23 protein-coding genes and 2 pseudogenes (1 of these 25 running past the window's edge) are annotated in these 23,962 nt (G+C 60.4%); 16 read left to right on the top strand and 9 right to left on the bottom strand.

Annotation, left to right across the window (positions count from 1 at the left end; translation table 11 throughout):
* A protein-coding gene (locus GQ39_RS28395) for a CoA-acylating methylmalonate-semialdehyde dehydrogenase (protein ID WP_047537154.1) crosses the window boundary here: on the bottom strand, nt 1-784 show its 5' portion. 710 nt of this gene lie to the left of the window's left edge; only the first 784 of its 1,494 coding nucleotides appear in the window; it begins with the start codon at nt 782-784; its stop codon lies beyond the left edge, outside the window.
* Between the two features lie 76 nt (nt 785-860).
* On the bottom strand, nt 861-2,210 hold the full coding sequence (locus tag GQ39_RS28390; RefSeq protein ID WP_047537151.1) for an aspartate aminotransferase family protein: 1,350 nt from the start codon (nt 2,208-2,210) through the stop codon (nt 861-863).
* A 139-nt stretch (nt 2,211-2,349) separates the two neighbouring features.
* On the opposite strand from GQ39_RS28390, the gene GQ39_RS28385 reads away from it, so the two are divergent.
* The 6 genes from GQ39_RS28385 to GQ39_RS28360 all read left to right on the top strand — a co-directional run bounded on the left by GQ39_RS28385 (nt 2,350) and on the right by GQ39_RS28360 (nt 8,745).
* Nucleotides 2,350-3,270, top strand: a complete 921-nt coding sequence (locus tag GQ39_RS28385; protein WP_047537148.1) for a LysR family transcriptional regulator — start codon at nt 2,350-2,352, stop codon at nt 3,268-3,270.
* Nucleotides 3,271-3,362: 92 nt separating this feature from the next.
* Nucleotides 3,363-4,013, top strand: coding sequence for a TetR/AcrR family transcriptional regulator (locus GQ39_RS28380; RefSeq protein WP_047537145.1), 651 nt, complete (start codon nt 3,363-3,365; stop codon nt 4,011-4,013).
* A 7-nt stretch (nt 4,014-4,020) separates the two neighbouring features.
* Complete coding sequence (locus GQ39_RS28375) at nt 4,021-4,602, top strand: IMPACT family protein (protein ID WP_047537142.1); 582 nt, start codon at nt 4,021-4,023, stop codon at nt 4,600-4,602.
* Nucleotides 4,603-5,135: 533 nt separating this feature from the next.
* Nucleotides 5,136-6,701 (top strand): ABC transporter ATP-binding protein, encoded by a 1,566-nt coding sequence (locus tag GQ39_RS28370; protein ID WP_047537139.1) that lies wholly within the window; start codon nt 5,136-5,138, stop codon nt 6,699-6,701.
* 11 nt (nt 6,702-6,712) lie between these two features.
* Complete coding sequence (locus tag GQ39_RS28365) at nt 6,713-7,819, top strand: ABC transporter permease (protein WP_047537136.1); 1,107 nt, start codon at nt 6,713-6,715, stop codon at nt 7,817-7,819.
* On the top strand, nt 7,819-8,745 hold the full coding sequence (locus tag GQ39_RS28360) for an ABC transporter permease (RefSeq protein ID WP_047537133.1): 927 nt from the start codon (nt 7,819-7,821) through the stop codon (nt 8,743-8,745). The genes GQ39_RS28365 and GQ39_RS28360 overlap by 1 nt, the downstream gene beginning before the upstream one ends.
* 62 nt (nt 8,746-8,807) lie before the next feature.
* Here GQ39_RS28360 and GQ39_RS28355 read toward each other — a convergent pair whose 3' ends face one another.
* Complete coding sequence (locus GQ39_RS28355) at nt 8,808-9,248, bottom strand: hypothetical protein (protein WP_047537130.1); 441 nt, start codon at nt 9,246-9,248, stop codon at nt 8,808-8,810.
* A 109-nt stretch (nt 9,249-9,357) separates the two neighbouring features.
* Between GQ39_RS28355 and GQ39_RS33080 the strand changes: the two are divergent.
* The 3 genes and pseudogenes from GQ39_RS33080 to GQ39_RS28345 all read left to right on the top strand — a co-directional run.
* Nucleotides 9,358-9,480: pseudogene (locus GQ39_RS33080) on the top strand (MerR family transcriptional regulator); the annotation flags it as partial.
* A 24-nt stretch (nt 9,481-9,504) separates the two neighbouring features.
* A complete protein-coding gene (locus tag GQ39_RS28350; RefSeq protein ID WP_047537127.1) occupies nt 9,505-10,194 on the top strand; it encodes an SDR family oxidoreductase in 690 nt (229 codons plus the stop codon).
* A 253-nt stretch (nt 10,195-10,447) separates the two neighbouring features.
* On the top strand, nt 10,448-11,806 hold the full coding sequence (locus GQ39_RS28345; RefSeq protein WP_047537119.1) for an 8-oxoguanine deaminase: 1,359 nt from the start codon (nt 10,448-10,450) through the stop codon (nt 11,804-11,806).
* A 114-nt stretch (nt 11,807-11,920) separates the two neighbouring features.
* Here GQ39_RS28345 and GQ39_RS28340 read toward each other — a convergent pair whose 3' ends face one another.
* On the bottom strand, nt 11,921-13,012 hold the full coding sequence (locus GQ39_RS28340) for a calcium:proton antiporter (protein ID WP_047537116.1): 1,092 nt from the start codon (nt 13,010-13,012) through the stop codon (nt 11,921-11,923).
* A gap of 287 nt (nt 13,013-13,299) precedes the next feature.
* Between GQ39_RS28340 and GQ39_RS28335 the strand changes: the two genes are divergently transcribed.
* The 3 genes from GQ39_RS28335 to GQ39_RS28325 all read left to right on the top strand — a co-directional run bounded on the left by GQ39_RS28335 (nt 13,300) and on the right by GQ39_RS28325 (nt 16,539).
* Nucleotides 13,300-14,382 carry a BMP family ABC transporter substrate-binding protein gene (locus tag GQ39_RS28335; protein WP_047537113.1) on the top strand — a complete coding sequence of 361 codons (1,083 nt, stop codon included), beginning with the start codon at nt 13,300-13,302 and terminating at the stop codon, nt 14,380-14,382.
* A gap of 156 nt (nt 14,383-14,538) precedes the next feature.
* Nucleotides 14,539-15,504, top strand: coding sequence for a 2-oxoglutarate and iron-dependent oxygenase domain-containing protein (locus tag GQ39_RS28330; RefSeq protein WP_047537110.1), 966 nt, complete (start codon nt 14,539-14,541; stop codon nt 15,502-15,504).
* 81 nt (nt 15,505-15,585) lie between these two features.
* Nucleotides 15,586-16,539, top strand: a complete 954-nt coding sequence (locus GQ39_RS28325) for an adenosine deaminase (protein ID WP_047537107.1) — start codon at nt 15,586-15,588, stop codon at nt 16,537-16,539.
* A 54-nt stretch (nt 16,540-16,593) separates the two neighbouring features.
* On the opposite strand, the gene GQ39_RS28320 is transcribed toward GQ39_RS28325, so the two are convergent.
* The 3 genes and pseudogenes from GQ39_RS28320 to GQ39_RS28310 form a co-directional block, all read right to left on the bottom strand.
* Entirely contained in the window at nt 16,594-17,976 is a 1,383-nt protein-coding gene (locus tag GQ39_RS28320) for an MFS transporter (RefSeq protein ID WP_047537104.1), read from the bottom strand.
* A gap of 135 nt (nt 17,977-18,111) precedes the next feature.
* On the bottom strand, nt 18,112-18,846 hold the full coding sequence (locus GQ39_RS28315) for an ArsR/SmtB family transcription factor (protein WP_047537101.1): 735 nt from the start codon (nt 18,844-18,846) through the stop codon (nt 18,112-18,114).
* 315 nt (nt 18,847-19,161) lie between these two features.
* Nucleotides 19,162-20,090 (bottom strand): annotated as a pseudogene (locus GQ39_RS28310) (LysR family transcriptional regulator).
* 117 nt (nt 20,091-20,207) lie between these two features.
* On the opposite strand from GQ39_RS28310, the gene GQ39_RS28305 reads away from it, so the two are divergent.
* From GQ39_RS28305 to GQ39_RS33075, 3 genes are all read left to right on the top strand, one after another.
* The gene (locus GQ39_RS28305) at nt 20,208-20,501 is read left to right on the top strand and encodes a putative quinol monooxygenase (protein ID WP_047537098.1); all 294 of its coding nucleotides are present in this window, start codon (nt 20,208-20,210) and stop codon (nt 20,499-20,501) included.
* A gap of 31 nt (nt 20,502-20,532) precedes the next feature.
* Nucleotides 20,533-21,546 (top strand): zinc-binding alcohol dehydrogenase family protein, encoded by a 1,014-nt coding sequence (locus GQ39_RS28300; RefSeq protein ID WP_047537095.1) that lies wholly within the window; start codon nt 20,533-20,535, stop codon nt 21,544-21,546.
* Nucleotides 21,547-21,681: 135 nt separating this feature from the next.
* Nucleotides 21,682-21,852, top strand: a complete 171-nt coding sequence (locus GQ39_RS33075) for a hypothetical protein (protein WP_167361795.1) — start codon at nt 21,682-21,684, stop codon at nt 21,850-21,852.
* Nucleotides 21,853-21,860: 8 nt separating this feature from the next.
* Here GQ39_RS33075 and GQ39_RS28295 read toward each other — a convergent pair whose 3' ends face one another.
* Nucleotides 21,861-23,057: a multidrug effflux MFS transporter gene (locus GQ39_RS28295; RefSeq protein WP_047537092.1), complete on the bottom strand. Its 1,197-nt coding sequence runs from the start codon at nt 23,055-23,057 to the stop codon at nt 21,861-21,863.
* Between the two features lie 92 nt (nt 23,058-23,149).
* Nucleotides 23,150-23,347, bottom strand: coding sequence for a cation transporter (locus GQ39_RS28290; protein ID WP_047537090.1), 198 nt, complete (start codon nt 23,345-23,347; stop codon nt 23,150-23,152).
* Nucleotides 23,348-23,507: 160 nt separating this feature from the next.
* On the opposite strand from GQ39_RS28290, the gene GQ39_RS28285 reads away from it, so the two are divergent.
* Nucleotides 23,508-23,891 (top strand): hypothetical protein, encoded by a 384-nt coding sequence (locus GQ39_RS28285; protein ID WP_047537087.1) that lies wholly within the window; start codon nt 23,508-23,510, stop codon nt 23,889-23,891.
* The last annotated feature ends 71 nt before the right edge of the window (nt 23,892-23,962 follow it).

Genomic DNA, 23,962 nt, shown 5'->3' with positions numbered 1-23,962 from the left:
CCAGATCCGCATCGGGCATCAGCACCGCGTGGTTCTTCGCCCCGCCCAGCGCCTGGACGCGCTTGCCGCGCTTGGTGCCTTCGGAATAGATGTATTCGGCAATCGGCGTCGAACCCACGAAGCTCAGCGCTTTGACTTCCGGCGCTTCGATCAGCGCGTCCACCGCAGTCTTGTCGCCGTGCACCACGCTCAGCACGCCTTTCGGCAGGCCGGCTTCCAGCAGCAACTGTGCGATCAGCAGCGTCGAGCTCGGATCACGCTCGGAAGGCTTGAGGATGAAGCAGTTGCCGCACACGATCGCCAGTGGATACATCCACAGCGGCACCATGGCCGGAAAGTTGAACGGGGTGATACCGGCCACTACGCCCAGCGGCTGGAAGTCGGACCAGGCATCAATGTTCGGACCAACGTTACGGCTGTACTCGCCCTTGAGGATTTCCGGTGCCGCGCAAGCGAATTCGACGTTCTCGATGCCACGCTTCAGTTCACCGGCAGCATCTTCCAGGGTCTTGCCGTGTTCTTCGCTGATCAGTTGAGCGATGCGGGATTCGTTCTGCTCCAGCAGTTGCTTGAAGCGGAACATCACCTGGGCACGCTTGGCCGCCGGCGTGTTACGCCAGGCCGGGAACGCAGCCTTGGCAGCATCGATAGCGCTCTGGATGGTTTCGCGGGTCGCCAGTGGCAGCTTGTGGATGGCTTGCCCCGTGGACGGGTTGAACACATCAACCGCGCGACCGTTCTCGGTCACCAGTTCGCCATTGATCAAATGCGGAATAACGCTCATGGAAGCTCCTGAAAAGTTGTCCACAGGCGCGCTCCAATCGGCGCGCCCGTTGTGTGTATCTATATAGAAGGAGAAATCAGTCGATTTTGCTCAGCACTTCACCCACCGCGTCGAACAGACGATCAAGGTCTTGCGGCTTGCTGTTGAAGGTTGGGCCGAACTGCAGGGTGTCGCCGCCGAAACGCACGTAGAACCCGGCTTTCCAAAGCGCAATGCCCGCTTCGAACGGACGCACGATGGCGTCGCCGTCACGCGGAGCGATCTGGATCGCACCGGCCAGGCCGAAGTTGCGGATATCGATGATGTTTTTGGTGCCCTTCAGACCGTGCAACGCATTTTCGAAATGCGGTGCGACTTCGGCCACGCTCTGCACCAGGTTTTCCTTCTGCAACAGGTCGAGTGCTGCGAGGCCCGCGGCGCACGCCACCGGGTGTGCGGAATAGGTATAGCCGTGCGGGAATTCCACCGCGTATTCAGGGGTCGGCTGATTCATGAACGTCTGGTAGATCTCGGAACTGGCAATCACCGCGCCCATCGGGATCGCACCGTTGGTGACTTGCTTGGCAATGCACATCAGGTCCGGGGTCACGCCAAAGGTGTCGGCACCAAACATGTTGCCGGTACGGCCGAAACCGGTGATCACTTCGTCGAACACCAACAGGATGCTGTGCTGATCGCAGATCTCGCGCAGACGCTTGAGGTAACCCTGTGGCGGAACCAGCACGCCAGCGGAGCCGGCCATTGGCTCGACGAATACCGCTGCGATGTTCGACGCGTCATGCAGTTCGATCAGCTTCAGCAGTTCGTCTGCCAAGGCGATACCACCCTGCTCCGGCATGCCACGGGAGAACGCATTGCTCGCCAGTAACGTGTGCGGCAAGTGATCGACGTCCATCATCGCCTGGCCGAACATTTTGCGGTTGCCGTTCACGCCGCCGAGGCTGGTGCCGGCGATGTTCACGCCGTGATAGCCACGGGCACGGCCAATCATCTTGGTCTTGGTCGACTGGCCCTTCAGGCGCCAGTAGGCACGGACCATCTTCACGGCGGTATCGGCGCACTCGGAACCCGAGTCGGTGAAGAACACGTGATTCAGGTTACCCGGCGTCAGATCCGTGATTTTTTCTGCCAGTTGGAACGACAGCGGATGGCCGTACTGGAAGCCCGGCGAGTAATCGAGGGTACCCAGTTGCTTGGCGACTGCTTCCTGGATTTCCTTGCGGGTGTGCCCGGCGCCACAGGTCCACAGACCGGACAGCGAGTCATAAACCTTGCGGCCCTTATCGTCGATCAGCCAGCTGCCTTCCGCGCCGACAATCAAACGCGGATCGCGCTGGAAGCTACGGTTGGCGGTGTATGGCATCCAGTGAGCATCGAGCTTGAGCTGGCTGGCCAGAGAAGTCGGGGCGTTTTCGGGCAAGTTCATGAGCGAAACCTCGCAAGGCAATAAGCGGCGTAGGGATTGAAAACCGTTGTTGCAGCTAAGTTGCCACGGCGATAAAGTCGGTGAAATGCAACTTTTGTAACCTTCAGTCTGCCATTCACTAAACATTCGAGTAGCCCGCATGAGCATTCGCCGTCCCGATCCACTGGCTCAAGTCAGCGACTTCGATATCCGCCTGTTGCGGATTTTTCGCAGCGTGGTCGAATGTGGCGGCTTTTCCGCGGCTGAAAGCGTGCTCGGCATCGGTCGTTCGGCCATTAGCCAGCAGATGAGCGACCTGGAACAGCGCCTCGGCCTGCGCCTGTGCCAACGCGGTCGCGCCGGCTTTTCCCTGACGGAGGAAGGGCGCGAGGTTTACCAATCGGCATTGCAGCTATTGAGTGCGCTGGAAAGTTTCCGCACCGAGGTCAACGGCCTGCACCAGCACTTGCGCGGTGAATTGACCATCGGGTTGACCGATAACCTGGTCACCCTGCCCCACATGCGTATCACCCACGCGCTCGCGCAATTGAAAGAGCGCGGCCCGGACGTGCAAATCCAGATCCGCATGATCGCGCCCAACGAGGTGGAACAAGGTGTACTCGACGGTCGCCTGCACGTCGGCGTGGTGCCACAGGCGAGCGCACTGTCGGGACTGGAATATCAACCGCTCTACAGCGAACGTTCGTTGCTGTACTGCGCGGTTGGCCATCCGCTGTTCTATGTCGATGACAAGCAATTGGATGATGAACGCCTGAACAGTCAGGACGCCATTGCGCCGACCTTTCGTTTGCCCGCGGAAATCCAGGCCCATTATCAGGCGCTCAACTGCACCGCCAGTGCCTCCGACCGCGAAGGCATGGCGTTCCTGATCCTGACCGGGCGCTACATCGGTTACTTGCCGGACCACTACGCCAGCCTTTGGGTGCAACAAGGCCGGTTACGCGCCCTGAAACCCAACGCGCGCTTTTATGACCTGAGCCTCGCCTCGGTCACGCGCAAGGGCCGTCGCCCTCATCTGGTGCTGGAAAGCTTCCTCGAAAGCCTGGCCGCCACGCGCTGAACAAACGCAAATCCTGCGACGGGACTTGTCTGAAGCCCATGGGTGCGCTATCAACGCACTGGATGCACCCACCCACTTGTCCGGAAGTGCCTATGACCTTTGAAGTCCCAGCCCACGGTGGAAAACCCGCCAGCCGCATTCGTCAGAAGAACGAAGAGACCATCATCAAAGCCGCCGAAGACGAGTTCGCCCGTCACGGGTTCAAAGGCACCAGCATGAACACCATCGCCCTGAATGCCGGGTTGCCGAAGGCGAACCTGCATTACTACTTCACCAACAAACTCGGTTTGTACGTGGCGGTGCTGAGTAACATCCTGCAATTGTGGGACAGCACCTTCAACACCTTGACCGCCGAGGACGATCCGGCTGAAGCCCTGACCCGCTACATCCGCGCCAAAATGGAATTCTCCCGGCGTCAACCGCAGGCGTCACGCATCTTCGCCATGGAAGTCATCAGCGGTGGCGAATGCCTGACCGAGTATTTCAACCAGGACTATCGCAGCTGGTTCCAGGGCCGGGCCGCCGTGTTTCAAGCGTGGATCGATGCTGGCAAAATGGACCCGGTCGATCCGGTGCACCTGATCTTCCTGCTGTGGGGCAGCACCCAGCATTACGCCGACTTCGCCACCCAGATTTGCCGGGTCAGCGGGCGCAGCAAGTTGACCAGGCAGGACATGGAAGACGCTGGCAACAACCTGATCCGTATCATTCTCAAGGGCTGTGGCCTGACTCCGACTATTTAAGACACCTATGCCTTTTACCCTCAGTGGTTTTTGCGAATACCGCGAAGAAATTCGCAAAAGCCGCTTCATTACCTTCGCCGCGCCGATCACCAGCCCCGCTGAAGCCCAGGCATTCATCGCACAACACAGCGACTTGAATGCCACGCACAACTGTTGGGCATGGAAAATCGGCGATCAATACCGCAGCACCGACGACGGCGAACCGGGCGGCACGGCTGGCCGACCGATTCTGGCCGCGATCGATGCTCAGGATTGCGACCAGGTCGTGGTACTGGTGATTCGTTGGTATGGCGGCATTCAACTCGGTACCGGCGGGCTCGCCCGGGCGTACGGCGGCGGTGCGAACAAATGCCTGCAGCCAGCACCGAAGATCGAATTGATCAGTCGGGTGCCATTGAGATGTGCCTGTGGGTTTAGCGAGTTGGCCCTGGTGAAGCTGCGGGTTGCGGAACTCGGGGGTCTGGTGGTGGAAGAGAACTTCACGGCCAATGGTGTGGAACTGCAGTTGGCGGTCGGTGCACGTCAGATTGATACCCTGCAATCCCAGCTCGCCGACTTGAGTCGGGGACGCATTTTGTTGCAGCGTTGAGGCCTGCATTTTTTTGGGGCGCGCCGATTTTTCACTTATTCCATACTTGCCCACATCAGCTGTGCACCCGACTGTGGATAACCTGAGCACATACTGCTGTAACCCTTCTGTCATGCGGCTTTCAGGGCTTTGCTCACTTTTCGTCCAATTCGACATTGAAAACGCCAAATCCACGTAAAAACAATTAGTTAGAGCGGTTTATCACCTTTAGAAGATAGCCGTCGCGCGCTTATGCCCTCCCTTTGAGCTTGCGCACAAATACTGTGGAGCAATCTGTGGATAACCCGTTCATGGCCGCTGCCGCACCATGCCGGACATGGCTTACGCTCAACTGCTCATTTTTTGATCAAAGGCTGCCGAGCGAAAGCGGAGCCCGATCAAAGGCTTTGCCCTCAAGTGGTGCCGAATTCGGGGGGACTGCCAGCGAAGCGGCCTGCGCAACGCCTTGACTCATGGCGGTTTGAAAATTTCCTGACCCAATGGCCAGAAAATTGCTTTATCCACAGGCACACGTCCATAGCACTGAGCCTGTCATGCCCAATCCCGTGCCACATTCCATTCAAGCGCCTCGCTTGCAACTGCGCAGCATCAGCAAGCGCTACCCAGGCTGCCTGGCCAACGATGACATCGACCTGAGCATCGCCCCGGGCGAAATCCATGCCCTGCTCGGTGAAAACGGTGCGGGCAAAAGTACGTTGATGAAGATCATCTACGGCGTCGTCCACGCTGACGCGGGGGAGCTGATCTGGCAGGGACAACGCGTGACCATGCGCAACCCGGCTCAGGCGCGCAACCTCGGAATCGGCATGGTGTTCCAGCATTTCTCGTTGTTCGAAACCCTGAGCGTGGCGCAGAACATCGCGTTGGCCATGGGCGCAGCGGCTGGCACGCCGAAACAACTTGAACCGAAGATCCGTGAAGTCTCACAGCGTTATGGCATGGCGCTGGAACCTGAACGACTTGTCCACAGCCTCTCCATCGGCGAACGGCAACGGGTGGAAATCATTCGCTGCCTGATGCAGGACATCCGCCTGCTGATCCTCGACGAACCGACTTCGGTGCTGACCCCGCAGGAGGCCGACGATTTGTTCATCACCCTGCGCAGGCTCGCCGCCGAGGGCTGCAGCATTCTGTTTATCAGCCACAAGCTCGGCGAAGTCCGCGCCCTGTGCCACAGCGCAACAGTACTGCGAGGCGGCCGGGTGGCTGGGCAATGCGTGCCTGCCGAATGTTCAGACTCGCAATTGGCGCGACTGATGGTGGGCGAGGCCGCAGAACTGATCACCGATTATCCAAAGGTGCGCGGCGCTCAGGCCTTCTTGAAGGTCAAAGACTTGTCCTGGCATAACCCCGACCCGTTTGGCTGCTCACTGAAAAACATCAACCTTGAGGTGCGCAGCGGCGAAATCGTCGGCATCGCCGGGGTGGCCGGCAATGGCCAGGACGAATTGCTGGCCTTGCTCAGCGGTGAAGAACGGCTGACCCGCGACGAGGGCACAACGATCTGCTTTGGCAGCGAAGCGGTGGCCCATTTGCGCCCCGACGCGCGTCGCCTGCGCGGCCAGGCGTTCGTCCCCGCCGAACGCCTGGGCCACGGCGCCGTGCCGGAACTGAGCCTGGCGGATAACGCCCTGCTCACGGCATTTCAACAAGGACTGGTCAGTCACGGCCTGGTGCAGCGCGGCAAAGTCGAAGCGCTGGCCGAAGAGATCATCCGTCGCTTCGGGGTCAAGACACCGGACAGCCAAACCCCGGCCCGCAGCCTGTCGGGCGGTAACCTGCAGAAGTTCATCCTCGGCCGGGAGATCCTCCAGCAACCGAAGCTGCTGGTGGCCGCCCACCCGACCTGGGGCGTGGATGTCGGCGCCGCCGCCACCATTCACCGGGCGCTGATTGCCTTGCGCGATGCCGGCGCGGCGATCCTGGTGATCTCCGAAGACCTCGACGAATTGTTCCAGATCAGCGACCGCCTCGCCGCCTTGTGCGGCGGACGATTGTCGCCACTGCGCGCCACGGTCGACACCCGCCTGATCGATGTCGGCGGCTGGATGGCCGGCCGCTTCGACGCCCCTCAATCACCTGTATCCGCAACGCTTTAACGGAGTGTCACATGCTGCTTTCTCTTGAACCCCGTGGCCAGCAATCGCGCCTGATGTTGTGGTGTTCGCCGATGCTCGCGGCGGTCCTGACGCTGAGCTGTGGCTCGCTGCTGTTCATCGCACTGGGGCATGACCCGCTGCTGACGCTGCACACCTTGCTGATCGCGCCGGTCAGCGACTGGTATGGCGTGTCCGAATTGCTGGTCAAGGCCTTGCCCATTCTGCTCTGCGCACTGGGCCTGGCGGTGGCCTATCAGGCGCGGATCTGGAACATCGGCGCCGAAGGTCAACTGTTGCTCGGTGCACTGGCCGGCAGTGCGCTGGCGGTGAACATCATCGATATGCAAAGCCGTTGGGCGCTGGTACTGATCCTGCTCACCGGCACCTTCGCTGGCGCGGCATGGGCCGGTCTGACCGCATGGTTGCGCACGCGCTTCAATGCCAATGAAATCCTCACCAGCATCATGCTCAATTACATTGCCCTGAACCTCCTGCTGTATTGCGTTCATGGCCCGCTGAAAGACCCGGAAGGCTTCAACTTTCCGCAATCGGCGATGTTCGGCGATGCCAGTCGCTTGCCGTTGCTGACAGAGGATGGGCGAGTGCATGCCGGGGTGTATTTCGCCCTGCTCGCGCTGGTGGCGGTGTGGGTGTTGTTGCAGAAAAGCTTTGTCGGTTTCCAGATCAAAGTGCTTGGGCTGGACAAGCGCGCGGCCGGTTTCGTCGGCTTTCGCGAGAAGCGCCTGATCTGGCTGGCGCTGTTGATCAGCGGCGGTCTGGCGGGGCTGGCCGGCGTCTGCGAAGTCACCGGCCCGATCGGTCAATTGGTGCCACAAGTGTCGCCCGGCTACGGCTATGCGGCGATTACCGTGGCCTTTCTCGGTCGTTTGAATCCTGTCGGTATTCTGTTTTCCAGCCTGTTGATGGCACTGCTGTACATCGGCGGCGAGAGCGCGCAAATGAGCCTGAACCTGCCCCAGGCGATCACGCAATTGTTCCAGGGGATGATGCTGTTTTTCCTGCTGGCCAGTGATGTGCTGATTCTCTATCGCCCGCGTTTGAACCTGCGCTGGACCCGCCGCGCCCCCACCACCGCCGTACACGCAGGAGCGCTGTGATGGATATCGATCTGCTGAGCAATATTTTCTACGCCATGGTGCGCTGCGGCACACCCTTGCTGCTGGTGGCGCTGGGTGAACTGATCTGCGAGAAAAGCGGCGTACTCAATCTGGGCCAGGAAGGCATGATGCTGTTTGGCGCGGTGATCGGTTTCATCGTCGCCTTCAACAGCGGCAACCTGTGGCTGGGGGTGTTGCTGGCGATGCTGGCCGGGATGCTGCTGTCTTCGCTGTTTGCGCTGGTGGCGCTGGTGTTCAATGCCAACCAGGTGGCCACCGGTTTGGCGCTGACGATTTTCGGCGTGGGCCTGTCGACCTTCGTCGGCGCGGCATGGGTCGGTAAACCGCTGGCGGGTTTCGAACCCTTGGCGATCCCTTACTTGAGTGAAATTCCGCTGATCGGACGCATGCTGTTTGCCCAGGATCTGCTGGTGTATCTGTCGTTCGCCCTGTTTGCGCTGGTGGCCTGGGTGATTCTGAAAAGCCGCGTCGGGCTGATTATCCAGGCAGTCGGGGAAAACCCGGATGCGGCCAGTGCCATGGGCTTGCCAGTGCTGGGCGTGCGCGCATTGGCGGTGTTGTTTGGCGGTGCGATGGCGGGGTTGGCCGGGGCGTATCTGTCCCTGGCGTACACGCCGATGTGGGCGGAAAACATGAGCGCCGGACGCGGCTGGATTGCCCTGGCACTGGTGGTGTTTGCCAGTTGGCGGGTGTGGCGTCTGCTGCTCGGCGCCTACCTGTTCGGGCTCGCCAGCATTCTGCATCTGGTGGCGCAGGGATTGGGGCTGGCGATTCCATCGAGCCTGCTGGCGATGCTGCCGTACGTGGCGACCATTGTGGTGCTGGTGCTGTTGTCCCGGGATGCGGTGCGCACCCGGTTGTATGCGCCGCTGTCGTTGGGGCAGCCGTGGCAGGCAGGGCATTAGGCGTTGATCGGCCTGCCCTCTTCGCGGGCAAGCTCGCACCTACATGACAGCGCCTTGCGCAATTATTGTGTCTGACGTAAACCCTGTGGGAGCGAGCCTGCTCGCGATGGCATGCGAACAGGCATCACCTGCGCAACACCCCACGCCAGTTCAAAAAACAGGACAATCACCAATAGCGAACTGGCCCCATGGACCAGGGCATACAACTGCCAGGCCGCAAACAGGAATCGGCCCACCGCGTCATACCGCCCATAAACCCGCTGCGGATCACGAATCCGCAGCACCGCCCACACGCACACAATCGAGCCCAAGAGATTCGCCATCAACATGTGCACGGGCTCGAACGGTGGTAACGAACCTGGCAAATCGAAAGCCTGACTCACACTCACCATCACCGCATGCAACGCTGCAAAACTCCACGGTGTGGCAAACGCCGCGGTCACGATCAAGTCATACCAGGCACTGCCGAGCACCAATCGGCGATATTGCGTAGAAGTCCACATCGGCGTTGCTCCATAAAATCAGGGAGCAACAAGGCTAAAGCCTGGAGTATGCTCCAGGGTCAAGCCCCTTTGAGACGTCATGATGCGCATCGGTGAATTAGCCCGGGCCAGTGCCGTCACGCAATTGCTGCATGACAAGCTCAAGCTGATCGAAACCCGCATGGCCGAACTGGGTGCACTGCGCAACGAGTTGCAGCAACGGCTCGGTCAACGCTGTCCACTGAATCCATGACCCTACTGAACAAGGAAGCCCATCATGTCCACGGCAAAAACCGCACTCATCATCGGCGCCTCCCGGGGCTTGGGCCTCGGGCTGGTGAAAATCCTGCTGGCCGACGGCTGGCAAGTCACCGCCACCGTGCGTAACCCGCAGAACGCCAATGCCTTGCAGGCCTTGGGCAAGGTGCGGATCGAGAAACTCGACATGGACGACCAGCAAGCGGTGATCGCATTGAGCCAACAGCTCAAAGGCGAAGTGTTCGACCTGCTGTTCGTCAATGCCGGGGTCAAGGGCCCTGACGTGCAGACGCCAAACGGCGGTGCGACGCTGGCCGACGTCGGTCAGCTGTTTTTCACCAACGCCGTCGCGCCGATCAACCTGGCTCAGCGTTTCATCGGGCAGATCCGGCCGGATACCGGCGTGCTGGCGTTCATGAGTTCGGTGCTCGGCAGCGTGACCATGCCGGATGCGCCGGAACTGGCGCTGTACAAGGCCAGCAAAGCGGCGCTGAACTCCATGACCAACAGTTTCGTCACCCAGTTGGGCGAGCAGAAGCTGACTGTGTTGTCGCTGCATCCGGGCTGGGTGAAGACCGACATGGGCGGTGAAGGTGCCGACATCGACGTTGAAACCAGCACCCGCGGCCTGGTGGATCAGGTGAATGCGTATGTCGGCAAGGGCGGGCATCATTTTGTGAATTACCGGGGCGAAACCATTCCCTGGTAACACACAACCCCCCGTGGGAGCGGGCTTGCCCGCGATAGCGGTGTATCAGGCGCCAACGATATCGACTGACACTCCGTCATCGCGGGCAAGCCCGGCTCCCACAGGGGCTCCGGTTGCTCTGTCGGACGAGGCTTGCCGGGAAAGCCGTTTTGATCGAAACTCCGCACCTCGCCTCCCCGGCGACCCTGGATCAGCAGACAGGGCAACACTGAGCTGGCAACCCTGAACCCCACTTTCAGAGGAGCCGGCCAACATGCCTGCGACCCGTACCTGGTTAAAAAATCCCCTCGCCATTTTCACGGCCAACGGTCTCGATGCCCGTGGCGGCCTGGTGCTGCAAGACGGTGTGATCATCGAAGTGCTCAGCCTCGGTCAACAACCTTCGGCACCGTGCAATGAAGTGTTCGACGCCCGCGAGCACGTGATCCTGCCTGGCCTGATCAACACCCATCACCATTTCTATCAAACCCTGACCCGCGCCTGGGCGCCGGTGGTCAACCAGCCTTTGTTCCCGTGGCTGAAAACCCTGTACCCGGTCTGGGCCCGACTGACGCCGGAAAAACTGGCCCTCGCCACCAAAGTCGCGTTGGCCGAGTTGCTGCTGTCCGGTTGCACCACCGCCGCCGATCACCACTATCTGTTCCCCGAAGGCCTGGAAAATGCGATCGACGTGCAGGTTGAAAGCGTGCGCGAACTGGGCATGCGCGCCATGCTCACGCGCGGCTCCATGAGCCTCGGTGAAAAGGACGGCGGCCTGCCACCGCAACAAACCGTGCAGGAAGGCCAGGTGATTCTCGACGACAGCCAGCGCTTGATCGCCGAGTACCACGAACGCGGCGACGGCGCGCAAATCCAGATCGCCCTGGCGCCCTGCTCGCCGTTCTCCGTGACCCCGGAAATCATGTCTGCCAGTGCCGATCTGGCCAACAAACTTGACGTGCGCCTGCACACTCACTTGGCCGAGACCCTCGACGAAGAAGACTTCTGCCTGCAACGCTTCGGCCTGCGCACGGTGGATTACCTGGACAGCGTTGGCTGGCTCGGCCCGCGTACCTGGCTGGCCCACGGCATCCACTTCAACCCGGATGAAATCGCCCGCCTCGGCGCGGCCGGCACCGGCATTTGCCATTGCCCGAGCTCGAACATGCGCCTGGCCTCCGGCATCTGCCCGACCATCGAATTGACCGATGCCGGCGCGCTGCTCGGCCTTGGCGTGGATGGCTCGGCCTCCAACGATGCGTCGAACATGATGCTTGAAACCCGGCAGGCGCTGTACATCCAGCGTCTGCGCTACGGTGCCGAGAAGATCACGCCGGAACGCGTACTGGGTTGGGCGACCAAAGGTTCGGCGAGCCTGTTGGGCCGTACCGATATCGGTGAGATTGCCGTGGGCAAGCAAGCCGACCTGGCGCTGTTCAAGCTCGACGAACTGCGCTTCTCCGGCAGCCACGATCCGGTATCGGCGCTACTGCTGTGCGGCGCGGATCGCGCGGATCGGGTGATGGTCGGCGGCAAATGGCGAGTGATTGACGGTCAGGTTGAAGGGCTAGACCTCAAAGGCTTGATTGCCGATCACAGCCAGGCTGCACGGCAGTTGATCGCCGGGACCTGACACAACACCAATCAACTGTAGGAGCGAGCCTGCTCGCGATGGAGGATCAGTTGCATGGATGTTGACTGACACACCATCGCGAGCAGGCTCGCTCCTACAAGGAATTTATGGTGTTCAAAGGCCCAGCAGCGACAGCATGATAAACGTCGCAAACAGCACAAAGTGGGTCATGCCTTCGATGGCGTTGGTCTCGCCATCGTTAAGGTTGATTGCGCTGACGATCAGGGTGATGAAGATCATCACGGTCTGCACCGGCGTCATGGCCATCTGGAACGGCTGGCCGGTGTAAAGCGCCATCGCTTCCATCACCGGCACCGTCAGGATCACCGTCGACAGCGACGCGCCCAATGCGATGTTGACGACCGACTGCATGCGATTGGCCAGCGCCGCACGCAATGCCGTCAGAATCTCTGGGGCCGCGGAAATCGCCGCCACCAGGATTGCCGTTATCACCGGCGGCGCGCCTGTCCCTTCCAGGCCCAGATCGAGGGTCTTGGACATCACCTCGGCCAGTGCGCCAATCACCACCACACCGAACACCAGGATGCCGATGGACAACTTCAGGTTGATCGGTGCCGGTTCGCTTTCCTGAGGCTCCTTCTTGCGTCGCTTGTCCGGATAGCTGTAACTGAAAAAGTAACTGTGCGGACCAACCTGCATGCGCAGGAACAAGGTATACAGCACCACCATCGCACCGATGGTGAAGGCCGAATAGAGCTTCCAGTTGGCCTCGGGAATAAACTCCGGCACCACCATCGACACCCCCATGGCGGTAAGGATCATCACGCTGTAGCTGCGCGCCGAATCATCGTTGTAGGACTGTTCGCCATGTTTGAGCCCGCCCATCAACGCCGCCAGACCGAGGATGCCGTTGATATCGAGCATCACCGCCGAATAAATCGTGTCACGCACCAGGGTCTTCGAGGCTTCGTTGCTCATCATGATCGCCAGGATCACCACTTCCACCAACACCGCAGCCAGGGTCAGGATCATCGTGCCGTAGGGGTCGCCGACTTTCTCCGCCAACAATTCGGCCTGATGAGCGACACGCATGGAGGCAGCGACGATGAACGCGATCAGCAGCAGTCCGCCGGTCAGTGCAATGGCCTGGCCGCTGTGCAGCAACCAGTGCTCCAGCGCGAAGGCAATGACTGCGGCAATCAGGGCCAGCAGCAGAAAGGTTTCTTGCTTGAGGACGGAGAGCATGTCGAGCCTTTTGCCGTGAGGAGCCGATGAGCTACTGACTGTGGAGCAGCGCTAATGGTTCGCGACACCTTAACGCACCAGTGCATTGCAGCCGTACAAGCCCATGCACTTTTTTTGGCCCTGCCGACCTCTTCGCGGGCAAGCCCGCTCCCACGGGGTTGACGGTGCTTTGGTGGAAGCGAGCTTGCTCGCGAAGGCCGTTATGCGATTAAGCGCTATTTGTTGTCTTGTTGGTCAGCAATTTGCATTGACCCTGCCAACCACACAACAACATGGAGTTCCAATTCATGCACAAGCGTCCGTTGAAGAAGCTGCTTTGCGCCATTACGGCGGCCATCGGTCTGAGCGCCAGCCTGTCCGCCAGTGCCACCGATCCGCTGAAAGTCGGCTTCGTCTATATCGGTCCGATCGGTGACCACGGCTGGACGTATCAGCATGAACAGGGACGCAAGGCACTCGCGGAAAAATTCGGTCCGCAGATCACCACCAACTACGTGGAGAACGTCGCCGAAGGCGCCGACGCCGAACGGGTGATCCGCAACATGGCCAAGGACAAGTACGACCTGATCTTCACCACCTCCTTCGGCTACATGAACCCGACGCTGAAAGTCGCCAGACAATTTCCCAAAGTGACCTTCGAACACGCCACCGGCTACAAGCAGGACAAGAACCTCGGCACCTACCTGGCGCGCACCTACGAGGGTCGCTACGTCGGCGGCTTCCTCGCGGCGAAGATGACCAAGACCAAGAAGATCGGCTACGTCGCATCGTTCCCGATCCCGGAAGTGATTCGCGACATCAACGCCATTCAACTGGCCCTGAACAAGTACAACCCCGGTACCGAAATCAAGGTGGTGTGGGTCAATTCCTGGTTCGATCCGGGCAAGGAAGCCGATGCCGCCAACGCACTGATCGACCAGGGCGTGGACGTGGTGTTCCAGCACACCGACAGCCCGGCACCGATCCAGGCCGCCGAGCGGCGTGGCGTGTATGCCGTCGGCTACGCTTCGGACATGGCGCACTTCGGGCCCAAAGCGGTGCTGACGTCCATCGTCAATGACTGGGCCCCGCACTACATTCAGGCCACCCAGAGCGTGATCGACCATGCCTGGAAATCCCAGGATTACTGGGGCGGATTGAAAGAAGGCACGGTTGAACTGCCGATCAGCGACCTGGTGCCTGCACCGGTGAAAGCCGAGGCCGAGCAGATCATCGCCGACATCAAGAGCGGTGCATTGCAGCCGTTCACCGGGCCGATCAAGGATCAGGCCGGGGTCGAGAAAATTCCGGCGGGCTTGAGCGCGACCAATGCGGAGCTGGCGTCGATGAATTACTACGTGGAAGGCATGAAAGCCGAGATGCCGAAGTAATCCAACGATCAACACAAACCCTGTGGGAGCGGGCTTGCCCGCGATAGCGGACAGTCAGTCAACAGAGATGCAGGATGTGCTGACGTCATCGCGGGCAAGCCCGCTCCCACAGGCTCCCCAGCGTTTTCCCGTTTGCGTACTTCTCAGGACAATCGCATGACCAGCCTTCCCATCATCGACATCGCCCCGCTCTACAGCGACAACCAGAACGCCTGGTCTGAGGTGGCAACGCAAATCGACCACGCCTGCCGCGAATGGGGCTTTTTCTATATCAAGGGCCATCCGATCAGCGCCGCACGGATCGACGCCGTACTCGACAGCGCCAGGCATTTCTTCGCTCAACCTGCCGCCGAAAAGCTCAAGATCGACATCACCCAGACCCGCCACCATCGCGGTTATGGCGCCATCGCCACCGAGCAGCTTGACCCGGGCAAACCCAGCGACCTCAAAGAGACCTTCGACATGGGTTTGCACCTGCCCGCCGACCATCCCGAGGTGCTGGCGGAAAAACCCCTGCGTGGCCCGAATCGTCATCCTTCAGTGCCGGGCTGGGAAGCACTGATGGAGCAGCACTACCTCGACATGCAGGCCCTCGCGCAAACACTGTTGCGGGCGATGACCCTGGCGCTGGGGATCGAACGCGACTTTTTCGATACGCGCTTCAACGAACCCGTCAGTGTTTTGCGGATGATCCATTACCCGCCGCGCCACACGGCCAGTTCCGCCGAACAACAAGGTGCCGGTGCCCACACCGATTACGGCTGCATCACCCTGCTCTATCAAGATGCCGCCGGCGGCCTGCAAGTCCGGAACGTAAAAGGCGAATGGATTGAGGCGCCCCCCATCGAAGGCACGTTCGTGGTCAATCTGGGCGACATGATGGCGCGCTGGAGCAATGACCGTTACCTGTCGACGCCACACCGGGTGATCAGCCCGCTGGGCGTGGATCGCTATTCGATGCCGTTCTTCGCCGAGCCACACCCCGACACGCGCATCGAATGCCTGCCCGGCTGTCAGGATGAGCTGCGCCCGGCTAAATATCCGACCACGACCTGTGCTGAATTCCTGCTCTCGCGCTTCGCCGATACCTACGCCTATCGACGGGAACAGCAAACGGTGTGATGAACCCCTCGGTCAGGTTTTACCAATTATTGCAGCGAGCACCTGTAGAATGGCGGCCATTGCACCTGATGAGAACAGACTATGTACGACTGGCTGAACGCCCTGCCCAAGGCAGAACTGCACCTGCACCTTGAGGGTTCGCTGGAACCCGAGCTGCTGTTCGCCCTGGCTGAACGCAACAAGATCGCCCTGCCGTGGAGCGACGTCGATACCTTGCGCAAGGCCTACGCCTTCAACAACCTGCAAGAGTTCCTCGACCTGTATTACCAGGGCGCCGACGTGTTGCGCACCTCCCAGGATTTCTACGACCTGACCTGGGCATACCTGTTGCGTTGCAAGGCGCAGAACGTGATTCACACGGAACCGTTCTTCGACCCGCAGACCCACACCGACCGTGGCATTCCATTCGAAGTGGTGCTCAACGGCATCGCCGCCGCGTTGAAGGACGGTGAGCAGCAACTGGGAATCAGCAGCGGTTTGATCCTGAGTTTCCTGCGTCACCTGAGCGAAGAACAAGCACAGAAGACCCTCGACCAGGCGCTGCCATTCCGTGACGCGTTCGTCGCCGTCGGCCTGGACAGTTCCGAGATGGGCCACCCGCCGAGCAAGTTCCAGCGCGTGTTCGATCGTGCCCGCGGCGAAGGCTTCCTCACCGTCGCCCACGCGGGTGAAGAAGGCCCACCCGAGTACATCTGGGAAGCCCTCGACCTGCTGAAAATCCAGCGCATCGACCATGGCGTGCGCGCCATCGAAGACGAACGCCTGATGCAACGCATCATCGATGAGCAAATCCCGCTGACCGTCTGCCCGTTGTCGAACACCAAGCTCTGCGTGTTCGATCACATGTCGCAGCACAACATTCTCGACATGCTCGAGCGTGGCGTGAAAGTGACCGTGAATTCGGATGACCCGGCGTACTTCGGCGGTTACGTCACCGAAAACTTCCATGCGTTGTACACCGATCTGGGAATGACCCAGGACCAGGCCAAGCGGTTGGCGCAGAACAGTCTGGATGCACGCCTGGTAAAACCGTAAGAGCTCCGCAAACCAATGTGGGAGCGCGCTTGTTCGCTCCCACAGGGTCAGCATTTAGCCGATGGACACCGGCTCGCTCAATTCCTCCAGGGTCTTGCCCCGCGTCTCCATCCCGAAGACCCAGACCACCAGCGCCGCCAACGCAAAACACAACGCCCCCAGGGCGAACACCCCGCCCTGCCCCGTTATCGGGAACACCAGCCCGGTCACCAGAGGCCCAAGCAGCGAACCCACGCGACCAATCGCCGAGGCAAAACCCGAGCCGGTGGCCCGCGCCGATGTCGGGTACAGCTCCGGCGTGTAGGTATAGAGCACCGCCCACATGCCGAACAGGAAAAACTGCATCAACAACCCCGAGGCGATCAGCAGGCTGACGTTGCCGCCGAACACCGCACTCTGCCCATAAAGAAACGCCATCACCCCGCCGCCGAGCAGCGTCACGACGCACACCGGCTTACGTCCCCAGCGCTCCACCAGCCAGGCCGCCATCAGGAAACCGGGAATCCCGCCGAGGGAAATCAACACCGTGTAGTACACCGACTGAGTCACGGCAAAACCCGATTGTTGCAGCAAGGCACTGAGCCAGGAGGTCAGGCCATAGAAGCCGAGCAAGGCGAAGAACCAGACGCTCCAGATCATCATCGTGCGCTGGCGATACAGCGGCGACCAGATCTGCCTCAGTGCCGAAAAAAAGTTGCCCGGTTGACTGGCCACCTGCGGCAGGCGAATCGGCTCGGGCAAGTGTGAATGGCCCAATGACGTCCTGACCCGCTCCTCGATGCGCCGCAATACCGTATCCGCCGCCTCATGGTGACCGGCCTGTTCCAGCCAGCGCGGTGACTCGGGAATGAAAAAGCGGATCGCCAGGACGAACACCGCCGGCACCGCCAACACCAGAAAAATATCCCGCCAACCAATCACCGGCAGCAGGAAGTAGGAAAGCACCCCGGCCGCGACGAAGCCAAGCGGCCAAAAACCGTCCATCAAGGCGATGTAGCGTCCGCGCCGTTTGGCCGGAATCAGTTCGGACAGCATCGACTGAGCAATGGGAAACTCCATGCCCATGCCGATCCCCAAGAGGACTCGGAACAACGTCAGCGTCTCTATCGTTTGCGCCGTGGAACACAGGTAGCTGGCGAGCCCCCACACCACGATGCTCCACTGGAACACCGGCTTACGCCCGAAGCGGTCGGCCAGCATTCCGGACAGAGACGCGCCCACCACCATTCCGAAAAAGCTCGAACTGGCCAGCAGCCCGGCCTGCGCGGTGCTCAGGCCGAACTCGGCTTTGATGGAACCGAGCAGGAACGTCATCATCGCCAAGTCCATGGAGTCGAAGAAAAACGCCAGGGCGATAATGATGAAAATGACGCGGTGATAACCGCTGATGGGCAGTCGTTCCAGACGTTCTGCCGCGCTATAGCTTCGTGTGTCCATACCGCATCCCCCAATCCAGGAAGTCCCCGGTTCGAGTGTGCGTGATAGCCATGGAGGGTTATTGCTGGATGCGACCTGTCCGGGCTTCTGAACGACGTCTGGTGCCCCAACCCCAGACGTCAACCTGAAAAAGCCCTAGAGCGCCAGTTCCAGCTCGGTTTCCTTGGCAAAACGGTGAATTTCACGCTGCCCGGCGACGGTAATCTGCAAGGCCCGCGAATCGTTGGCCAGGCTCAACCAACCTGATTGCATGAACAGCTGCAACAACGCAGCGCCCAATGAACCACCCAGGTGCGCGCGTCTTTCGCTCCAGTCGGGGCATGCGCACGCGACCCGGCCGTTGCGATGGGCCAGTGCCTGGATGTAGACACCACGGGCCGCCAGCTCCGTGGAACCCTTGAACGTGATCGTGACACGCTGATCAAACTGTTCGATCCAGCCTGAATCCAGTAACCGCTGATACAGGTCAGCGGCCAGTGTGCCGCCCAAATGATCATCGCAAAGCCGGGCACGCAACAATGGCGAACGGGTCGGCAGCGATTTGGCCAGAGGCGCGGTACGTTTGAAAATGTCAGGGATATTCTGTGGGGTGCTGGCAATCGTCGCACTGGCCAGGGCTTCGATCGCCGCACCGACTTCAGGGGCGGCCAGGCGGAAGAAACGCTTGCGCCCGCGGGGCTCGACCTTCAACAGACCTCCGGCGGACAAACGCCCCAGATGCGCACTGGCCGAAGACGGTGACAGACCCGCCAACAACGCCAACTCTTCGGTCTGTCGTGCCGAGCCGTCCATCAAGGCCCACATCATTGCGCTGCGCTTTGGGTCAGCCAGCAAGGTGGCTATCTGGCTGATGCAAGGTGCATGTTCCATGTATTCACTCCCTGTTGAATCGTTTCGTCTACTGCTCACGGGACATCTTGAGCAGTAATGTGTCGTCGGCCAAGACGCGATAACCGCCATTCACCGGACAAAACCATCGCTCACTCAAGCCCTCACCGGACAAGGGTTGCAGAGGGCAAACGACGGGATATGGGGCAAGGTCGGCTCCAGCGAGGCCTCGCCATTCGGATCGACGGTGCGGACATGAGGCGAGCGCTAGTATAGGCGGGTTAGCGCCTGGTTCCTGCCCTCCGCGAAGCGTTGGTGGTGATAGTTCCTGAGGGAAATTTCGCTTTTTTCCTGCGATTAATGATCAATGCCCGCCAACCCCGGAAAATGACTGCTCAACCGCGCACATCGGCTGGCCAACATTTCTCGCAAAAGGTTCACTGGCTTACTCAGTTGGGCGCGATGGGCGCACAGCAGATTCAGCGGTGCGCGCTCGCAGAGCAGCTCGGGCATCAGCACCTTCAAACGGCCGGCGATTACATCGGCCGCCACGTCAAGCCAGGACTTGTAGGCGATGCCTGCCCCCGCCACCGCCCACAAACGCACCACATCGGCATCGTCACTGAAACGATCGCCACTGACCGTCAGGCTGATCTCGCGCTTGCCATCGTGGAAACTCCAGTGGTCGTGGACGCGACTGCCGAGCATGAACAGCAGGCAATTGTGTTGGGCCAGTTGCTCCAGTTGCCGCGGCTCACCATGCCGGGCCAGATAATCCGGTGAAGCGCAGAGGACTCGCCGGTTCTGCGGGGCGATGGGCAACGCCACCAGGCTGGAGTCTTCCGGCTCGCCATAACGCAGGGCAATGTCCACCGGCTGCCGAAACAGATCGGCGATACGGTCGCCCAGCAACAGGCGCACCGTGAGTTTCGGGTGCTCGCGCTGGAACTCGTCGAGCCAGGGCAACAACAGGTTGCGCCCGAAGTCCGACGGTGCCGACAACTGCAACACTCCGCTGACCTGGTCCTGTCCGCTGGCCAACAAACGCCGACCCTCGTCGAGATTGCTCAGGGCCGCCCGGGCGTATTCGAGAATCCTTCGCCCTCGGCGGTCAGGCGCAGGCTGCGCGTGGAGCGCGCCAACAGGCGGGCGCCGAGCTGCTGTTCGATGCGTTTCAAGGCGGCACTGGCCACCGCCGCCGACATGTCCATACCTCGCGCGGCCGCCGACAGACTGCCCAGGTCCGCCGCCCGGACAAACAACTGCAAGTCATCGAAACGCAGCATGTGAAGCCTCGATTATCAAAAAAATATTGAAAGAGACTGCTCTTTTAGCGGGTTTTATCTTCAGTAGAAATAGCCAATCATCTCTCCATCGAAATCACCCCGTTCCCGGAGTCGAAGATGTCCCAGCCTTTTACCGCTATCGCCACCCTCATCGCCAAACCCGGCCAGCAGGACGCCCTCGAACAGCACTTGCGGGCGCTGGTGGAGCCGACCCGTGCCGAGGCGGGTTGCGGGCAATACGATCTGCATCAGGACCTGGCCAATCCACTGGCCTTCTACATGATCGAGCGCTGGAGCAGCGATGAAGCCCTGCAAGCCCATGACGCCAGTGCTCATATCCAGCACTTCCGCGCCAGGGCCGGGGATTTTCTCGAACACTTCGAACTCAAGCGCCTGCAAGCCCTCGCCTGAATCTTTCCTCTATTAGTTAACGGAGCCCTCCATGAAAGCCATCGCCTATTACGCCTCCCTGCCAATCAGCGACGAAAAATCCCTGCAAGACATCGAACTGCCGGAGCCTGTCGCCGGGCCCCGCGACCTGTTGGTAGAAGTCAAAGCCATATCGGTCAACCCGGTGGACACCAAGGTCCGCCAGAACGTCCAGCCTGAGGGCGGCGCGGCCAAGGTGCTGGGCTGGGACGTGGCCGGTGTGGTCAAAGCCGTTGGCAGCGAAGTGACCCTGTTCAAGACCGGCGACAAAGTGTTCTACGCAGGCTCCATCGCCCGCGCCGGTGGTAACAGCGAACTGCACGTGGTGGATGAACGGATCGTCGGCCACATGCCCAAAACCCTGGGATTCGCCGAAGCGGCCGCCCTGCCGCTGACCGCCATCACGGCGTGGGAACTGCTCTTCGAACGCCTGCAAGTACGCGAAGGCAAAGTCGATGAAGGCCAGAGCCTGCTGATCGTCGGCGCAGCCGGCGGTGTCGGCTCGATCCTCACGCAACTGGCGAAACAACTCACTGGCCTGAACGTCATCGGCACCGCTTCGCGTCCGCAAACCCAAAGCTGGGTGAAAGACTTGGGCGCCGACCTGGTGGTCGATCACAGCCAACCGCTGAGCGAAGCACTCAAACACGCCGGTATCGAACACGTGACCCACGTTGCCAGCCTGACCCAGACCGATCATCACCTGGATCAACTGGTCGAGGCATTGGCACCGCAAGGCAAGCTGGCACTGATCGATGACCCGAAAACCCTCGACGTGACCAAGCTCAAGCGCAAGAGCCTGTCGCTGCACTGGGAGTTCATGTACACCCGCTCACTGTTCGAAACCGCAGACATGATCGAGCAGCACAAATTGCTCAATCGCGTGGCCCGGTTGATTGATGCCGGGACGCTGAAAACCACGGTTGGCGAGCACTTCGGCACAATCAACGCGGCGAATTTGCGCCGAGCCCATGCGCTGCTCGAGAGCGGAAAGTCCAAGGGCAAGATTGTGCTGGAAGGCTTCTAGGCCGATGGCTTCGGTGTCGCCCCGAGCACGGGCGACACCGTCAGTCAGAAGCTTGATCCTTGTCACAATTGCGATCGTATTCAGGACTACAATCGACACCTCTGTGAGACACATTTTTATCTGAGGAGGTCAGTAATGAAGATCCTGATAAAAGAATTGGCAAAGTCCCAGTGGCAAGTTCGTCTGGACCAACATGCGGTGACTTTTCGCAGCGAAGCCGAAGCACGCGCCTTCACCAACACGCTTGAAGCGCGCTTGCAGGCCCCCCATCAAATTCCCGACCGTCAGCAGCGAGCTGCCGGCTGAGTCCGCCCTCAGACCTGGGCTTGCACCAACGCCCGGGCATTCTGCAAGCGTCGGGTAAGCATCGCCGCGCTCACCACCAGAATGCCGCACAGGCTGATGACCAAGGCCATCGGCATCGCGCTGCCGTCGTGTAAAACGCCCACCAGCGCGGAAGCTCCGGCGGCCACACTGAATTGCAGGCAACCGAGCATCGCCGAGGCGCTGCCGGCGCGGGCGCCCTGGCCGTTCATCGCGCAGGCCGAGGCGTTGGGCAGGATGCAACCCAGGCTGGCGATGCAGACAAACAGCGGAATCAACAACGGCCAAAGCTGTGCGGTATGCAGCGCACTGACGGCGAGCAACGCCAGGCCGGCGCCAAGGTAGATCCACACCGTGCGCGCCAGCAGGAACGCCGGGCCACGCCGGGCCAACAGCCGTGCATTGACCTGGGCCACCAGAATGAAACCCGCCGCATTGGCCCCGAAAAACCAGCCAAAATGTTCGGCCGGAACACCATAAAGTTTGATGAAGACGAATGGCGAACCGGCGATGTAGGAAAACATCCCGGCGATGGCGATACCACCGGTCAGCGCGTGGCCGAGATACACCGGGTCTTTCAACAGCCGCCCGTACTGACGCAACGCCCCCGACAAGGGTTGGCGCGGCAAATGGGCGGGCATGCTTTCCGGCAATCCAAGGGCCACGGCCAGACCGGCCAACGCGCTGAAACCGGTCAACACCAGGAAGATCGACTGCCACCCCGCGGTGTTGACCAGCACGCCGCCGAGCATCGGCGCAAGAATCGGCGCCAGCCCCATGACCAGCATCAACTGCGAAAAAACTTTCGCCGAGCCCACTGCATCGCATTTGTCGCTGACCACCGCCCGTGAGATCACCATCCCCGCACACCCGCCCAGCGCCTGGACGAAACGCGCGCCGATGAGCCAATCGAGGTCCGGCGCATAGGCGCAGGCCAGCGAGGCAGCGGTGAACAGCCCGACTCCGATCAACAGGGGAATGCGTCGCCCAAAGCGATCCGCCACCGGGCCATAGGCCAATTGACCGATGGACAGGCCAAAGAAGTATGCCGCCAACGTCAGCTGCACATGTTGCTCATCGGTAGCAAAGGCAAGCGCCATGGCCGGAAAGGCCGGCAAGTAAAAATCGATCGCCAGCGGACCGAACGCGCTCAAGGCGCCGAGAATGAGGATTGTGCGCAGGTTCATCAGGCATCCAGTTGGGCAGAGTCAGCAGCCCGACAGTCTAGCCGTGCATGGATGCCTTGAACATTCAGATAGCTCGCTAACTATTAAAAAAATCAGGCTAACTTGACGTCATAACCTTCTTCGCTGATCGCCGCGATCACCTGCTCGGCGCTCAGCGAACTTTCGACGCCCACTTCTTTCGCCGCCAGATCGACCCGCACACTGGCGGCCGCATCCCTGGCCTGTACCGCAGCCGTGATGGCTTTGACGCAATGGCCGCAGGACATGCCTTCAACATTGAATACTTGCATGGGACAACTCCTTGAATGAGGTTTTTTAAATAGGCGACGCGCAGTGTCGAGCTTGCCATCATGGCAAGGTCAAGTTCTGAAATAATCTGCCGGGCTGGCAATCGGCGTCGCGCTCGGCCAAGCTGCGTCCATCTATGACTCGATCTCAGGAGATTCAGCCATGCGCTGGTCAGCTTTCAGCCTGTTTGGCTTTCTCAGCCTTTTCGCCGCCATGCCCTCGGCCAATGCTGCCGGGGAGGACTATGGTGTGCTGATCATTTCCCGCGAACGGCTGGAAGTGTCGACCAACTGCGAGATTGGCGTTTACATCCAGGATCAGTTGTCGGCGCGGTTGTTCCAGGAGCAAAGCACTTCGTTCAATCTGCCGCCGGGCAATGTCTCGCTGCGTCTGAAACTGCTGCCCGGCCAGGCACCTGGCTGCAATCCGGGCATGTTGGCGCCGGGCTCGCAAAACATCACGCTTCGGGCCGGGGACGTGCTGAAGTTCCGGATTGCGATGACGCAGGAAGGGATGTACCTCAAACAAGCGGCGCTCGAGTACTGACATAGCGCCCTTGGGGGAGCGAGCAGGCTCGCTCCTACAGTTGGATTGCAGTGAATTTCTTAATGGCGCTT

The organism is Pseudomonas sp. 11/12A (assembly GCF_000800055.1).
Lineage (GTDB): Bacteria > Pseudomonadota > Gammaproteobacteria > Pseudomonadales > Pseudomonadaceae > Aquipseudomonas > Aquipseudomonas mohnii.
The sequence above is the reverse complement of the archived record's forward strand: the minus strand, read 5'-3'. Positions and strand labels throughout refer to the sequence as shown.